Below are 14,909 nucleotides of genomic sequence, written 5' to 3' on the forward strand. Positions count from 1 at the left end.
CCCCCGCCCCCCCGCCCCCACCCCCGAGACCACCGGCGGACCGGTGGTCGACGAACTCATCAAGATGGGCGCGGGCCTAACCAACGGCTGCGAGAACGGCGGCGGGGTAATCTGCAGCCTCATGCAATCCGTCCTGCCTCCCACCTGGGCTCCCGTGATCGCGAGCACGATCGCGATCATGCTCATCCTGGTCATCGCACTGCTCCTGCGCAACGTGGCCAACCGGCTGATCACGCGGGTGGTCAAGCGCGCCTCCTCCTCCAACGGCAGCTCGATCGCCGGGCGCCTTCGCGGAAAGCAGTCGGTGGCACTGGAGGGGCTCGACGCGGTCGCCGCCGAGCGGCGCAGGCAGCGCGCGGAGACCATCGGCTCGGTGCTGCGGCCCGTCGCCTCGATCGTCATCCTCGGCACCGCGGCCCTGACCGTCCTGGAGCGCCTCTCCGTCCCCATCGCTCCCCTGCTGACCAGCGTCGGCATCGTCGGCGTGGCCGTCGGCTTCGGCGCCCAGGAGCTGGTCAAGGACTTCATCGCCGGCATGTTCATGCTCCTGGAGGACCAGTACGGCGTGGGCGACGTGATCGACGTGGGTGCCGCGGTCGGCACCGTCGAGGCGGTCACCCTGCGCATCACCCGCCTGCGCGACATCGACGGCCGGGTCTGGTACGTCCGCAACGGCACCATCACCCGCGTCGGCAACGAGTCCCAGGGCTGGTCCCGCGCCACCGTGGACGTCCCGGTGTCCTACGCCTCCGACATCCCCGCGGTCCGCGCCCTGCTCAAGGACGTGGTCGAGGACATGTGGAACGACTCCACCTACCGCGACAGCGTCATGGTGGAGGAGCCCCAGGTCTGGGGGATCGAGCAGATCTCCGACACCGCCATCGTCTTCCGGATCAGCGCCAAGACGATCCCCTCCCGGCAGGCCGAGGTCGCCCGCGAGCTCCGCATCCGGATCAAGTCCGCCCTTGATCGGGCCTCCATCCCGATCGCCGGCTGACGTCACTTAGGCTTGGAGTCGTGTCCGCTATCCCCGAGGAACCCCAGACCTTCTACGACGCCGTCGGCGGCGAGGAGACCTTCCGACTTCTGGTCCACCGCTTCTACCAGGGCGTCGTGAAAGACCCGCTGCTGCTACCGCTCTATCCCGAGGACGACCTCACCGGGGCCGAAGACCGGTTGAGCCTCTTCCTGATCCAATACTGGGGCGGCCCCAACACCTACAGCGCGCAGCGGGGGCACCCGCGGCTGCGGATGCGCCACAACCCCTTCGTCATCGGCCCGGCCGAACGCGACGCCTGGCTCAAGCACATGCATGACGCGGTGGTCTCGCTGGAGCTCCCCGAGGAGCTGGAGAAGCGCCTGTGGGACTATCTCGTCTACGCGGCGCAGAGCATGGTCAACGCCCCTGACGCATAAACCCCGCCGGGCGGGGGCAATCCATGCACATGGAAACCCCCTGGTGGCGTGATGCCGTCGTCTATGAGATCTATGTTCGCAGCTTCGCCGACGCCTCAGGAGACGGCGTCGGCGACCTGGCCGGCATCCGGCAGCGTCTTCCCTACCTCGCCGAGCTGGGCGTGGACGCGATCTGGCTGACCCCTTTCTACCGCTCCCCCATGGCCGACGGCGGCTACGACGTGGCCGACTACCGCGACGTCGACCCGCTGTTCGGCACCTTGGCCGACTTCGACGCGCTCGTCGCCGACGCCCACGGCCACGGGCTGCGGGTGATCGTGGACATCGTGCCCAACCACAGCTCCTCCGAGCATGAGTGGTTCAAGGCGGCGTTGCAGGGCGAGGGGCGTGACCGCTACCTCTTCCGCGACGGCGGGGAACTGCCGCCCAACAACTGGCAGTCCACCTTCAGCGGCCCGGCCTGGTCCAGGACATCCGACGGGCAGTGGTACCTGCACCTGTTCGCCTCCGAACAGCCTGACTTCAACTGGCGCAACCCCGAGGTGCGGTCGGAGTTCCTCGACGTGCTGAGATTCTGGCTGGACCGGGGCGTGGACGGGTTCAGGATCGACGTGGCGATGGGCCTCTACAAGGCCGAGGGTCTGCCCGACACCCCTCCCGAGGACCAGGCGTTCAAGGCCGAGTCACCCATCTGGGGGCGGCCCGAGGTGCACGAGGTCTACCGCGAATGGCGCAAGGTGCTCGACTCCTACCCGGGCGAGCGGATGGCCATCGGCGAGGTGTGGACCGACTCCGCCGAGGATCTCGCCCTCTACGTCCGCCCCGACGAGCTGCACCAGAGCTTCAACTTCGCCTGGCTGGAGGCGCCCTGGTCGGCGACGGCGTTCCAGAAGGTCATCGATGACACCCTGGCCGCCGTGACCGCCCCCACCTGGGTGCTCTCCAACCACGACGTGGTCCGCCACGTCACCCGGTACGGCGGAGGCCTGACCAACTCCACCACGGGCCTCGCCCGCGCGCGGGCGGCTCTGCTGGCCATGCTCGCCCTGCCGGGATCGGCATACCTGTACCAGGGGGAGGAGCTCGGTCTCCCCGAGGTGACGGACCTTCCCCCGGAGTCGCGGCAGGATCCCATCTTCGCCCGCTCCCAGGGGAAGCTGGCCGGCCGTGACGGCTGCCGGGTGCCCATCCCGTGGTCCGGCGTCGCCGAGCCGTACGGCTTCTCGCCCGACGGCGCCCGTCCCTGGCTGCCCCAGCCGGTCGAGTGGGCCGCGCTGAACGCCGAACACCAGGCGAGCGACCCGGGCTCGACCCTGAGCTTCTACCAGGAGGCCCTGCGCGCCCGCCGCGAGCTGCGCGGCTCGCTCACCGACGGGATCACCTGGCTGGACTCTCCCGAGGGTGCGCTCTTCTTCAGCCGTGGCCCGCTGACCTGCGTCATCAACTGCGGCTCCGATTCGGTGCAGCTCCCGCCGCACGAACGGGTCCTGATCGGCAGCGCCCCCGTGGACGGCTACCTCCTCCCCCCGGACACCGCCGCCTGGCTGCACACCCCGTAGGGGCGCCGCCCCCGGCCCGTACGGCGAGCCGCCGCCCGCGGACACGGCCACCCTGCAGGGGCGCTGGCCGGTGGGCGACGGCTCGCCGTACGTCCAGGTGGGCGGCGGCCCGCGTACGTCCACAGGTGTGCGGCGGCCCGCCGTACGTCCAGGTGGGCGGCGACCCGCCGCGTTCAGCGAAGGGGACTCGCGACATCCGCCGGTGATCCGCCCGGACGTGCCGGGAAACGCGGGGCCGTGCCGTACGGCTCCGCGCCGGGATGGCCGACGAGGATCAGGTGCGAGGTGCCGAGGTCAGCAGGGCGACGGCCATGTCCTGCACGGACGCGGTGAAGCGCCGTGGATCGTCGGCGCGTGTCATGCCCCTGACCAGGTTGCCGTCGAACACCGAGAGCAGCGCGTGGGCGAGGAACTCCGTGTCGAGATCGGGGCGCGCCTCGGCCAGGAGATCGTAGATGTGGCGGTGCCAGAACATGTAACTCGGATCGGCCTGCTTGTCGTCGGCGCATGCCTGCTCATGAGCCGTCAGGAGGGCGGCGTTGTGCTCGGCGATGCCCCCCAGCCCGTCGAGGAAGGCCAGCAGGCGCTCTCCGGGGGGTGCCCCCGGGCCCAGCGGCGGGGGCCCCTCGGCGACGGCCTCACGCAGGGCGAGTGACCGTTCCTCCAGCAGCGCCTGCATGAGGCCGGCGCGGCTGCCGAAACGACGGAAGACGGTGCCCTTGCCGACACCGGCGAGGGCCGCCACCCGGTCGAGGGACACGTGCTCGTCCCCGCCCTCCTCGAGCAGCCGCTCCGCTGCCTGAAGGACCGCTCGCCGGTTCCGCACCGCGTTGGCGCGCTCATGCCGTTGCTCGGCCATCCGTCGTCCTCCAATTAGCGGACCATCAGTCCGATATGATACAACCCCTTCTTAGCGGACCGTCAGTCCGCTAAAGGTGGCAGGGCAGGCGCCCATCACCTCATGAGGAGGCCCAATGAGCATTCACGCACTCGTCGTCGACACGGCCGCTCCCGCGGCGCTGCGGCTCGGAGACGTCGACGGACCGGTTCCGCGCCCGCACCAGGCGGTGATCGATGTGCGTCACATATCTCTCAACCGCGGTGAGATCACGGCCGCCCCCCGGCCGGCGCCGGGAACCGTGCACGGCTACGACGCCTCCGGCATCGTGTCGCAGGCCGCCGCGGACGGCAGCGGACCGGCCGTCGGGACGCGCGTCGTGGCCTTCGGGGCGGGAGCCTGGGCGCAGCGCATGGCCGTCGACGCCGACTCCGTCGCGGAGGTCCCGGCCGAGGTCGACCTGGCCGACGCGGCGGCCCTGCCGATGGCCGGAGTCACCGCGCTGCGCGCGCTGCGGGCCGCCCCGATCCTGGGCAGGCGCGTTCTGATCACCGGTGCCGCCGGCGGCGTCGGCCGGTTCGCCGTCCAGCTCGCGGCGCTGGGTGGCGCGCATGTCATCGCGTCGGTCGGCTCGGCGGCACGCGGAAAAGGACTGGCCGAGCTCGGCGCCCACGAGGTGGTCATCGGTCTGGAGGGCGTGGACCGGCCGGTGGACCTGATCCTGGACAACGTCGGCGGGAGCCAGTTGGTCGCCGCGTGGGCTCTGCTGGCTCCTGGAGGGAACATCCAGAACATCGGCTGGGCCTCCGATGAGCCGGCCGTGTTCGCCCCGTACTCGCTCTTCTCGCTCGGCGCGTCCAAGTCGATCAACAGCTTCGGCGACGCCACCCGGTTCGGCGAGGACCTGTCCACTCTGCTGAGGTACGTCGCCGACGGCAGGCTCCGTCCCGAGGTCGGCTGGCGTGGCCCCTGGGAGCGCATCGCCGACGCCGCCCAGGAGCTCCTCGACCGGCGGATCCCCGGCAAGGCCGTGCTGGATGTCAGTCCCCTGCGGGGCGAGCGCCCCGCGGAAAACGGCTGACCCGCGAGGAACCGCCGGCGGCCGCTACCCGGCGGTGAACCTGCGCAGGTAGCTGAGTTCGTACGGGTTCAACCGCCGGGGGCCGGCCCGCTCCACGTCGTAGGCGACCATCACCGAGCGGGCCCGTACGAAGACCTCCTCGCCGTCGCGGATCTCGTAGTCGAGGGTGAACCGCACCGGACGGATCTCCGTCACCCACGACTCCACCCGGACCGGGTCGGGGCGGAAGGTGAGAGGACGCCTGTAGTCGATCTCGTGCCGGGCGACGACGAGACCCCGGAAGGGCGTCCCGCCCTCCCGGTGGAGGTCGATGTGGAACATCTCCAGGCGCGCGTCTTCGAGGTAGTCGAAGAACCGGACATTGTTGACATGGCCCAGCGAGTCGACGTCGCCGAACCTGACGGCCCGGGAAAACACATGCCGGTGGGCACGGCTCACATCGTCTGTCACCCGCTGCCCGGCCACACCCTCGGACACCCGCTGCCCGGCCACACCTGAAGCGTTGGCCCGCTCTCCAGCCCGAAAGCGGGGATCCTCATCCATGCCACTCACGCGACGCCTCGACGGCTTCCTTTTCTCATCGCTCCACGCCCGCTTTCATCGCTCCGCACCCGAGCGGGCTCGGGCACGCCCTGTCTACGCAGGCGCCCGTCCTCACCACCCGTCGGGCGGCGAGCAGGCCGGCGCCCCGGTCTACGCATCGGCCGGCGTCCCGGTCGACTGCTACCGCGAGCCTGCGGTGCCCGCCGTACACGGCGGGCACCGCAGGCCGCTGACGGCCCGCGTCAGTCGCGGGTGAGCTTGCGGTAGGTGACCCGGTGCGGACGGGCCGCGTCGGCACCCAGGCGCTCGATCTTGTTCTTCTCGTAGTCGGCGAAGTTGCCCTCGAACCAGAACCAGTTCGAGCCTTCCTCCCACGCGAGGATGTGGGTGGCGATGCGGTCGAGGAACCACCGGTCGTGCGAGGTGATGACCGCGCAGCCCGGGAACTCCAGCAGCGCGTTCTCCAGGCTGGAGAGCGTCTCGGTGTCGAGGTCGTTGGTGGGCTCGTCGAGCAGCAGCACGTTGCCGCCCTGCTTGAGGGTCAGGGCCAGGTTGAGCCGGTTGCGCTCGCCGCCGGACAGGATGCCCGACTTCTTCTGCTGGTCCGGGCCCTTGAACCCGAACGCCGCGATGTAGGCGCGGGACGGCACCTCGACCTGGCCGACCTTGATGTAGTCGAGCCCGTCGGAGACGACCTCCCAGACGTTCTTGGTCGGGTCGATGCCGCCACGGCTCTGGTCGGCGTAGGAGATCTTGACGGTGTCGCCGACCACGATCTCGCCGTCGTCCGGCGTCTCGCTGCCGGTGATCATCCGGAACAGCGTCGTCTTGCCGACGCCGTTCGGGCCGATGATGCCGACGATGCCGTTACGCGGCAGGTCGAAGGAGAGGCTGTCCATGAGGACGCGGTCCTCGAAGCCCTTGGTGAGCTTCTCCGCCCGGATGACCGTGGTGCCCAGTCGCGGGCCCGGCGGGATCTGGATCTCCTCGAAGTCCAGCTTGCGGTGCTTGTCGGCCTCGGCGGCCATCTCCTCGTAGCGCTGGAGACGTGCCCGGCTCTTGGTCTGGCGGGCGCGGGCGTTGGAGCGGACCCACTCCAGCTCCTCCTCCAGGCGCTTCTTGCGCTTGGCGTCCTTCTGGCCCTCAAGCTTGAGCCGCGCCGCCTTGGCCTCCAGGTAGGTGGAGTAGTTGCCCTCATAGGCGTGGCAACGGCCGCGGTCGAGCTCCAGGATCCAGCCGGCCACGTTGTCCAGGAAGTAACGGTCGTGGGTGACGGCCAGGACGGTACCGGGATACTTCTCCAGGTGGGACTCCAGCCACTGGACACTCTCGGCGTCCAGGTGGTTGGTGGGCTCGTCGAGCAGCAGCAGGTCGGGCTGCTCCAGCAGCAGCTTGCAGAGCGCGACCCGGCGGCGCTCTCCACCGGAGAGCTGGGTGACGTCCGCGTCCGGCGGCGGGCAGCGGAGGGCGTCCATCGCCTGCTCCAGCTGGCTGTCGAGATCCCAGCCGTTACGGTGGTCCAGCGCGTCCTGCAGCTTGCCCATCTCGTTGAGCAGGTCGTCGCTGTAGTCGGTTGCCATCAGCTCGGCGATCTCATTGAAGCGATCGAGCATGGCCTTGGTCTCGGCGACGCCCTCTTCGACGTTGCCGAGCACGGTCTTGGATTCGTTGAGGGGAGGCTCCTGCTGAAGCATGCCGACGGTGAAGCCGGGCATGAGCCGGGCGTCGCCGTTGGACGGCTGCTCCAGACCCGCCATCATCTTCAGCAGCGTCGACTTTCCGGTGCCGTTGGGACCCAGGACGCCGATCTTCGCGCCTGGCAGGAACGACAGCGTCACGTCGTCGAGGACGACCTTGTCGCCGTGCGCCTTGCGCACGCGCTGCAGTGTGTAGATGTACTCCGGCATGCCTTCTAGCTTAGGGCCTGTCAGGCTTAGCTAGGGGCGGCCTCGGAACCGGGCCTGCGGGCCGGGGGCACCACGGTGGCGGGCAGGCAGATCCGGTCGCGGCCGAGCTCCTTGGCACGGTAAAGGGCCAGGTCCGCAGCGGCGAGCAGCTCGATGAGATCATCGCCGTGCATGCTCATGACCGCGACGCCCACCGAGATGGTCACGGTGATCATGTTGTCGTCCGCCGGGACCGCCATCCGCCCGATGCGGGAGCGCAGCCGCTCGGCGACCCTGCGGGCCTCGGTCACGTCGGCCCGGGGCAGCAGGACGACGAACTCCTCACCCCCGAACCTGCCCACCACGTCGTAGTCACGGAGCTGGCTGCGGATGGTGGCGGCCACCCCGACCAGGACCTGGTCGCCGATCAGGTGGCCGTAGGTGTCGTTGACCCGCTTGAAATGGTCGATGTCGACGATCAGCAGGGCAAGCGTCTCACCGGTGCGGCGCGCCCTGACGATCTCGGTGTCCGCCTCGCGCTGCCAGGCCGCGGCGTTGAGCAGGCCGGTCTTGGGGTCGGTCCGGGCCGCCGCCTGGAGCTGGGCGTGGAGCAGGCTGCGCTGGAGCAGGACCACCGGCGGCAGGGCCAGCACCAGCAGCGCCAGGTTCAGGCCGCAGGTGATGGCCACGATGACTCCGAGACAGAGCTCGACCACGTCGAGCAGCAGGCTCTCCCGGTTCCACAGCACCTCCCTCCAGCGGCTGTCGGGGGCGGAGGTGTGCGCGGCGACGGCGATCAGCGCGGTGTTGACCACGGTGAACAGGACGGCACAGCCCACGGCGACGAGGATCGGCCTGCCGGCGCCCGCCGTCAGGGCGCTCAGGTCTCCGACGACGGTGTGGAACAGCACCGAGGCCGCGCATCCGGCCAGGCCGATCGCGGCCGAGCTGAAGACCCTCCGGTAGACGACGGTCTCGCGCACCCTTTTCTGCAGGAGGATCTGGAGCGGAATGGGGGCGAGAAGCGCGTAGACGGGGGGCAGCAGCAGCGCGGCGGGCAACCACCAGGCGGAGAGCAGGTCACGGGAGACGCCGGCGGGCATGCCGAGCCTGCGCGTCGCCTCGATGCAGACCGCGCCGCATGCCATCAACGCGGCGAAGGTGATCAGGTCAGGCCAGCGGAGATCACTGGATACGGCGAAAAAGCCGATCGCGACCAGATCCAGCACCACGATCCCGCAAAGGTAGACGACCAGCGCACGACGCTGCCCAAGCAAGGGCCACCGATTGGCTATGGCCGTCACGCCGCCGCGCGGTTTGACCGAGGTGTGAATGGGTGCCGCCATGTCGCCCCCTTCTCCGACTAACGATGTGTAACACGATAGTTGCGGAGTGTGCGGTGCGCGACAGTAACCGCTACCTTTGGCAGAGTGGGTCTCCCATCAGGTGATCCACAACTGGGAATCGCTCACTCCGCGAGCGGACCGTGTGGGAAAGGAGCAGCCATGCTGCGGGGCGTGACCTGGACCTAACAGGTGCTTCGGGCATCTGACACGGGCAAGACCATCGGCCGTTTTCTCGGCGCGACCGCCTCCTCTGGCGGGGCACCGACCGCGCTCGGCCGATGCCCCCTCCTCTTCCCCTCGGTCCTCTTTCGGATCCTTCTTCTCGGTCCCCTCCGGATCGCTCTCTCGGTCCTCTCCGGATCGCTCCCCGTCGGAGACACACAGCCTGCCGCCGCTCGGCGCCCTTCCCCGTCGACGGCCCTCGTCGGCGGCGGCGAAGGGCACCGAGCGGCCCGTCTCAGGCCGCCAGGCGCGCTTCCGCAGGCCATGGCGTCTCGTCCGTGGACTCCCCGTCAGCCATGTCCGTCTCTCTGTCGATCATCTTCCCCTGCCCGGCCCCCGTCTCTCCTTCGGACACGCCGTGATCTTCCGTGTTCGCTGCTCCCCCGGCTGCGCCCTCCCATGCCTGATCGCTCTCCACTCCGGCCGTCTCCCCACCGCCCGCCTCGGTCTTCACCAGGCTCAGGCCACCGGAGGCGCCCGCCGCGGCGGGGACGGTGTCGCCCATGGCCCAGTCATGGGTCTCTCGGTCGAGCTCGGTCCGCTCCTCGCGCCCCAGCGCGGGGGCCGCTCCTCCCCGCTGCGGCTTGCTGAAACTTCCCAGCCCCCAGCGCAGGTCGTGCCCGAGCGAGTTGGCCTCCACCTCGGGCATGAAGCGACGCTGGCCCTCATGGGTGAACTCGCGGATCCGCAGGCGCCCCTGAACGACGATCGGCTGGCCCGTCCGGACCGACTGGGCGACGTTGTCGGCGAGCCCGCGGAAACAGCGGACGCCGAAGTAGGTCGTCTCGCCGTTGCACCACTGCTGGTTCTCCCGGTCGAAGTAACGGCTCGTCGAGGCGACCTTGAGCGAGGTGACCCGCGAGCCGTCGGGGAAGGTGTGCTGGCGCGGTGGAGCCGCGACGTTGCCGGTCAGCGTGATGTAGATGTCATTCATCGTGTCTCCCTTGAGAGCGGGCGGACTGCCCGTGGCGTGGAAGACACGATGGCCCGTGCCACCTGTGGCACGGGCCGCCGAATCGCGCTCTGTGGACTACCGCAAGCGCGTGATGAACCGCTGTGGACAGTGCGGGCTCAGCCCTGCACGCTCCGCATGGCGGAGTAGAACTCGTTGTATCTGGCCAGTTCGCGCTCCACCGGCTCGATCACCATGCTTCCGGCCACCCCGCCGACCCTGCGGCGCATCTCCCGTTCGAGCCGGTCGCGCTCACTGCCCGCACCGAGTGCGACGAAGTTACGGCTGGCCACGGCGGTGAGCAGGCCGAGTCCCAGAACCGAGAGCGCCATCAGCCCGACCCACGGCAGCGAGGCCGCCTCACCGAACACCGCCAGGCCCGCCGGCAGCTGCCCGGCGCCGAACACCCCGTAGGCGAGAGCCGTACCGAACCAGGCGAGCCCCGCCACGAACAGCAGGACCAGCAGATACTGCCAGATGAGAAGCAGCCGCCACCAGCCGGGAACCCTGTCCAGGCGCGGCGCGACCTCCGACAGCTCCTCGGAGAGCACCTGGGGCAGCTGGGCCGAGCGGGAGCGTGCGGCGTCCCTGATCCCGTTGCGCCAGGCCTCGTGCATACCGGAGGTCAGCCCGTCGGCGAGGGCCTGCACCGCGTTGTCCACCTCGGCCGGCTGCGCGCTGACCGAGCCTCCGGTGAGACCTCGGATCTCGTCCCTGAGGTCGCCCAGGCGCAGGCTGTTCAGCGGGTCTGGCCGGAGCTTGGCGGCCCATCGGGTGTACGGCCAGCCGACCCACTCCATGGACCGCACGCCGTACACGTTCTCCATCGCCTCACCGACCGCGGGCACGCCGACCGCGTCGCAGAGCGCATCGGTCAGGCCGATCCGGCGGGCGTCGTCGATGGCGGCGGAGGCGGCCGGGGTCCCGTCCGCGGGCATGATCTTCGCCAGGCGGAGCGTCAGCCGGTCGAGGTCGGCCTCCAGGCGCTGGACCGCCGCCCTGCGCCCGGCCACGGTCTCGGCGAGGACCGCTCGGAGAGCGTCCACCCCCTTGCCGGTGATCGCGGAGGTGGTGACGATCACGGGCTTCTCGACGCCCTCGCGGCGGAGCAGGTCCTCCAGGTCGGCGACGCACTCGGCGAGCTCCTCCGGGTCCAGCCGGTCGACCTGGTTGAGTACGAAGATCGTCACCGCGTCGTGCCCGGCCAGCTCGGTCACGTAGCGGCGGTGCGTGGAGGCGTCGGCGTACTTCTGCGGGTCGAGCACCCACACGACGAGGTCGGCGATCTGGATCAGCCGGTCGGCCTCGGTGTCGGTGAGCGCCCGGATGGAGTCGTGGTCGGGCAGGTCCAGCAGGATGAGCCCGTGGAGCTGGCTCTCGCCCTTGTCAAGAGCGCTCGCCCTGGCGAAGCGGTGCCGCCACTGGATCTGCAGCCAGTCGAGCAACGGGCCCGCGCCGTCCAGGCCCCAGACGCAGGCGTGGGTGCGCGCCGTGGTCGGCCGGCGGACCCCGGTCGGCGACAGTTCGAGTCCGGAGACCGAGTTGAACAGGGTGGACTTGCCGCTTCCGGTGCCCCCGGCGAGCGCGACCACGGTGTGGTCGGGGGAGAGCTTGAGCCTGTCGCCGGCCCGCAGCAGGAGCTGCCCCGACTCGGCCAGGAGCTTGGGGTCGACTCTGCCCGGCCCCAGTTCCACGATCCGGGCCAGCGCGGCGAGTCGGCTGCCAAGCCCCTGGCGCGTCTGGGTGGTGCCAACAGTGGTCATTGCTCGCTTACCGTTCCTCGTTCGCTGCGTGGACCGCTCGTCCCTCGCGGGCCATCGTGCCGGAGGCACGCTCGGGAAACACTCCGCTCACCACGTCGGGTCCGCTTCCCGCCATCGACCGCTCACCACTCCTCGTTCACTCCGCGGGCCACTCGTCCCTCACGATCCGCTCCGCTCACCATGTCGGGTCCGCTTCCCGCCATCGACCGCTCCTGGCCGGTTCCTCATCGGGCGACCTCAAGGTTGTAGGTGGCCTGGTGGAGACGGGTGGCGGCGGATTCGTCGGGGATGCCCGCACCGTCGAGAGCCTGGACGTAGCGGGACATCTCATCGTCGAACAGCATGCCGATCCGGGCACGCAGGTCGCTGCGGGCCTTGACGCCGATGTTGCGCAGTGACTCCGCGCCGAGGAGCGCGTGCACCAGCCGTTGCGGCAGCGCACCGGTGAAGGCGCTCTCGGCCTCGGAGGAGCCGTCGCCGAGCAGCCCGACCGCGAAGATCAGCGACAGGGATTCGACGTCGAAGGAGACCAGCCTGGCCACCGCCCGCTTGGTCACGCCCTCGGTGCGGATCAGCTCGATGATGTGCTCCTGCCAGGCGGCGACAGTCCGGCCGGTCCTGCGCAGGAGGTCGTCGGAGGCGTGGCCGAGACCTGAGGTGGCGGCCAGGGTCTCACCGGCACCGGGACGGTGCAGCCAGCGCGAGACGGCCTCCTCGGCCGCCCGCTGTGCCGCGGAGACGATGACGGACTCCAGCCCGGCCCGGAGCGCGGACTTCAGCGCGCTGAGCCGCTCGGGGGCCTGATGGCTCGCCTTCCCCGCGAACCGGCCCGGCTTGCGCAGGTGCAGGGTCCTCATGAGGTCGCCGGAGCCGGCGAAGTCCTGCCACCGGGCGAGCACCTCACCGCGTAGCAGCGAGCCGTTCCTGGTCGCCTCCTCGATCTCGGCCATCGCGCCCGCGTAGGCGGCGTCCACGTCGCCGCGGAGGTCGCGCCTGAAGACCACCTGGGCCTCCAGCTGCCTGGCCAGGGCCGGGATACGGGTCCGGAAACTGTCCAGCACTCCGGACAGGGTCGCCTGTACGGCCTGCGCCCGGCGCTGGTCGTCGACCGACAGCTCGGTCAGCCAGAGGCGGAGCTCGGTGACCTCGTGGTCGGCGAGCATGCCGTCGGTGACCTTGCTCTCGTTGATGACGAAGCGGTCGACCTCGCCGAGGCCGTACTCGGCGAGCATCCGGAAGAAGTGCTTGGTGACCACCTCGCGGGACTTGGGCGGCACCCGGGAGAGCACGATGGCCAGCCGGGCTCCGCGCTCCTTGGCCAGCCGGAGCAGCCGCCAGGCGGGGGCGTCCGCGTAGCGGGCGGCGGTGGTGACGAAGATCCACAGGTCGGCGGTGTCGAGCATCCGGTGGGCGATCTCGTGGTGCTCCTCGACGACCGAGTCGATGTCGGGAGTGTCGAGCAGTGCCACGCCCGGCGGGAGGCGTTCGGTGGAGACGAGCACGAGGCTGCCCGGGGCCGCCTTGGGATCGGGTGCCTCCCTCCGCCGCAGGCTGCCGAGCGGGCCGCCCTCGGCGAACCACTCGCGGTCGTCGGGGTGACAGGCGAGAACCGGCGTGCCGGTGGTGGGGCGGCGCACTCCGGTGGCGCTGACCTTGGCATTGGCCAGAGTGTTGAGGAGCGTGGACTTGCCCGCGCCGGTGGAGCCCGCGACCACGACGAGCGCCGGCGCGGTGCTCATGTGGACCCGCGGGATCACGTAGTCGTCGAGCTGGGCCAGGATCTCGCTCTGGGTCCGCCTGGCCTCCTCGGCGCCGGGGAGGTCCAGACCGAAGCTGAGATCGGTGACGCTGCGGCGGAGGATGGTGAGCGCGTTGGTCAGGGCCTCGGAGACGGCGTCAGGCAGCGCCACCTCCCGCATCCGGTCACCCTGCGACTCCTCGTCCGCGTGAACGTCACTCTCGTCGCTGCCGGCGGACTCGGCGGAGTCGATGGAGTCGGCGAAGTCGACAGACTCGGCGGGATCGACAGAATCGGCAGGCTCGGCGGGACCGTCGTAGTCGATGGGATCGGCGACGACGGCACCGTACGGCGTCGCGCGCAAGCTCGCTTCGGCTTCGGCTTCGGCTTCGGCTTCGGCTTCGGCTTCGGCTTCGGCTTCGGGGAATCCTGCCACGGGGCGGCCGTCCCCGGCCTCCACATGAACAGGAGGGACGTCACGGTCGGCGCGGAAGGTGGCGGGGACGTCGTCCGGAGGCGGGGCGGCAGAACTTCCGGCACCCGTGACGGCGGAGCCTCCGACACCCATGACGGCGGAGCCTTCGACACCCGTGGCGGCAGAACTTCCGGCCCCCATGACCGCGGAGCCTTCGACACTCGTGGCAGTAGAACTTCCGGCACCTGTGACGGCGGAGCTTCCGGCGTCCGTGACGGCGGACGCCTGTCCGCCGTCCTGCCGGAGGTGGGGGGCCTCGGCGTCCGCGTGGGAATCAGTGAAGACGGCACCCGGAGACGGGACGCCGACCGTCTGGGAGGCGGTCGGGCCGCCGGCCGGAGGAGAGTCTGTGGCGTCACCTTCGCGTGAGTCCACGCTGTCCCGTTCCGCGCGCGGAGCGGGCGCTCCGCCGGTCAGGGACGCGATGGTGGCCTCGGCGGCAGCCGCCGCAGCGCGGAACGCGGCGAAAGCATCCTCCTGCGCGGGAGCAGCCACCCCCTCCGGCCCATGAGAACCGACACCGCCCGCAGCCAGACCATCGCCACCACGGGAAGGACCGGCCGCACCACGACCCGGTGACGAAGGGGCCTCACCCCGCCCACGAGAAGCGAACGCGCCCTCACCCACCGGAGGACCGGCCGCACCACGACCCGGAGCGGACACATCACCGGCCCGAGGAGAGACGGCCTCACCACCCCGAGACGGAACAGCCGCACCACCGGCCCGAGAGGAAGCGGACCCCCCACCCGAAGACGGAACAGCCACACCACCCTCCCGAGAAGGAGCGGACCCTCCACCGGTCAAGGACGCGATGGTGGCCTCGGCGGCAGCCGCCGCAGCGCGGAACGCGGCGAAAGCATCCTCCTGCGCGGGAGCAGCCACCCCCTCCGGCCCATGAGAACCGACACCGCCCGCAGCCAGACCATCGCCACCACGGGAAGGACCGGCCGCACCACGACCCGGTGACGAAGGGGCCTCACCCCGCCCACGAGAAGCGAACGCGCCCTCACCCACCGGAGGACCGGCCGCACCACGACCCGGAGCGGACACATCACCGGCCCGAGGAGAGACGGCCTCACCACCCCGAGAC

The 14,909-nt window shown here is 70.4% G+C and carries 11 protein-coding genes; 4 read left to right on the forward strand and 7 right to left on the reverse strand.

The window, feature by feature from the left end; genetic code table 11:
• The 3 genes from CA984_RS34985 to CA984_RS34995 all read left to right on the forward strand — a co-directional run.
• Nucleotides 1-997 (forward strand): mechanosensitive ion channel family protein (locus tag CA984_RS34985; protein WP_108724659.1); only part of this gene is annotated, 997 nt, incomplete at its 5' end.
• 20 nt (nucleotides 998-1,017) lie between these two features.
• On the forward strand, nucleotides 1,018-1,416 hold the full coding sequence (locus CA984_RS34990) for a globin (RefSeq protein WP_086577706.1): 399 nt from the start codon (nucleotides 1,018-1,020) through the stop codon (nucleotides 1,414-1,416).
• 23 nt (nucleotides 1,417-1,439) lie between these two features.
• Complete coding sequence (locus CA984_RS34995; protein WP_086577707.1) at nucleotides 1,440-2,975, forward strand: glycoside hydrolase family 13 protein; 1,536 nt, start codon at nucleotides 1,440-1,442, stop codon at nucleotides 2,973-2,975.
• A gap of 274 nt (nucleotides 2,976-3,249) precedes the next feature.
• On the opposite strand, the gene CA984_RS35000 is transcribed toward CA984_RS34995, so the two are convergent.
• A complete protein-coding gene (locus CA984_RS35000) occupies nucleotides 3,250-3,834 on the reverse strand; it encodes a TetR/AcrR family transcriptional regulator (RefSeq protein WP_086577708.1) in 585 nt (194 codons plus the stop codon).
• Between the two features lie 115 nt (nucleotides 3,835-3,949).
• On the opposite strand from CA984_RS35000, the gene CA984_RS35005 reads away from it, so the two are divergent.
• Complete coding sequence (locus CA984_RS35005; RefSeq protein WP_242676341.1) at nucleotides 3,950-4,894, forward strand: zinc-binding dehydrogenase; 945 nt, start codon at nucleotides 3,950-3,952, stop codon at nucleotides 4,892-4,894.
• A 24-nt stretch (nucleotides 4,895-4,918) separates the two neighbouring features.
• Here CA984_RS35005 and CA984_RS35010 read toward each other — a convergent pair whose 3' ends face one another.
• The 6 genes from CA984_RS35010 to CA984_RS35035 form a co-directional block, all read right to left on the reverse strand.
• Nucleotides 4,919-5,311, reverse strand: a complete 393-nt coding sequence (locus CA984_RS35010; RefSeq protein WP_242676342.1) for an acyl-CoA thioesterase — start codon at nucleotides 5,309-5,311, stop codon at nucleotides 4,919-4,921.
• Nucleotides 5,312-5,679: 368 nt separating this feature from the next.
• A complete protein-coding gene (gene ettA / locus CA984_RS35015; RefSeq protein WP_012893774.1) occupies nucleotides 5,680-7,344 on the reverse strand; it encodes an energy-dependent translational throttle protein EttA in 1,665 nt (554 codons plus the stop codon).
• 26 nt (nucleotides 7,345-7,370) lie between these two features.
• A complete protein-coding gene (locus CA984_RS35020) occupies nucleotides 7,371-8,669 on the reverse strand; it encodes a GGDEF domain-containing protein (RefSeq protein WP_086577709.1) in 1,299 nt (432 codons plus the stop codon).
• A 457-nt stretch (nucleotides 8,670-9,126) separates the two neighbouring features.
• Nucleotides 9,127-9,825 carry a single-stranded DNA-binding protein gene (locus tag CA984_RS35025; RefSeq protein WP_086577710.1) on the reverse strand — a complete coding sequence of 233 codons (699 nt, stop codon included), beginning with the start codon at nucleotides 9,823-9,825 and terminating at the stop codon, nucleotides 9,127-9,129.
• Nucleotides 9,826-9,962: 137 nt separating this feature from the next.
• Nucleotides 9,963-11,606 (reverse strand): GTP-binding protein, encoded by a 1,644-nt coding sequence (locus CA984_RS35030; protein WP_086577711.1) that lies wholly within the window; start codon nucleotides 11,604-11,606, stop codon nucleotides 9,963-9,965.
• A gap of 224 nt (nucleotides 11,607-11,830) precedes the next feature.
• Entirely contained in the window at nucleotides 11,831-13,780 is a 1,950-nt protein-coding gene (locus tag CA984_RS35035; protein WP_242676343.1) for a GTPase, read from the reverse strand.
• Nucleotides 13,781-14,909 lie beyond the last annotated feature (1,129 nt).

Source organism: Streptosporangium minutum (assembly GCF_002149035.1).
Lineage (GTDB): Bacteria > Actinomycetota > Actinomycetes > Streptosporangiales > Streptosporangiaceae > Streptosporangium > Streptosporangium minutum.

Excerpts from the sequence above, each read along its gene's own strand:
- CA984_RS35005 (WP_242676341.1), top strand. The coding sequence starts at position 3,950 with ATGAGCATTCACGCACTCGTCGTCGACACGGCCGCTCCCGCGGCGCTG.
- CA984_RS35030 (WP_086577711.1), bottom strand. The coding sequence starts at position 11,606 with ATGACCACTGTTGGCACCACCCAGACGCGCCAGGGGCTTGGCAGCCGA.
- ettA (WP_012893774.1), bottom strand. The coding sequence starts at position 7,344 with ATGCCGGAGTACATCTACACACTGCAGCGCGTGCGCAAGGCGCACGGC.
- CA984_RS34995 (WP_086577707.1), top strand. The coding sequence starts at position 1,440 with ATGCACATGGAAACCCCCTGGTGGCGTGATGCCGTCGTCTATGAGATC.
- CA984_RS35020 (WP_086577709.1), bottom strand. The coding sequence starts at position 8,669 with ATGGCGGCACCCATTCACACCTCGGTCAAACCGCGCGGCGGCGTGACG.
- CA984_RS35000 (WP_086577708.1), bottom strand. The coding sequence starts at position 3,834 with ATGGCCGAGCAACGGCATGAGCGCGCCAACGCGGTGCGGAACCGGCGA.
- CA984_RS35025 (WP_086577710.1), bottom strand. The coding sequence starts at position 9,825 with ATGAATGACATCTACATCACGCTGACCGGCAACGTCGCGGCTCCACCG.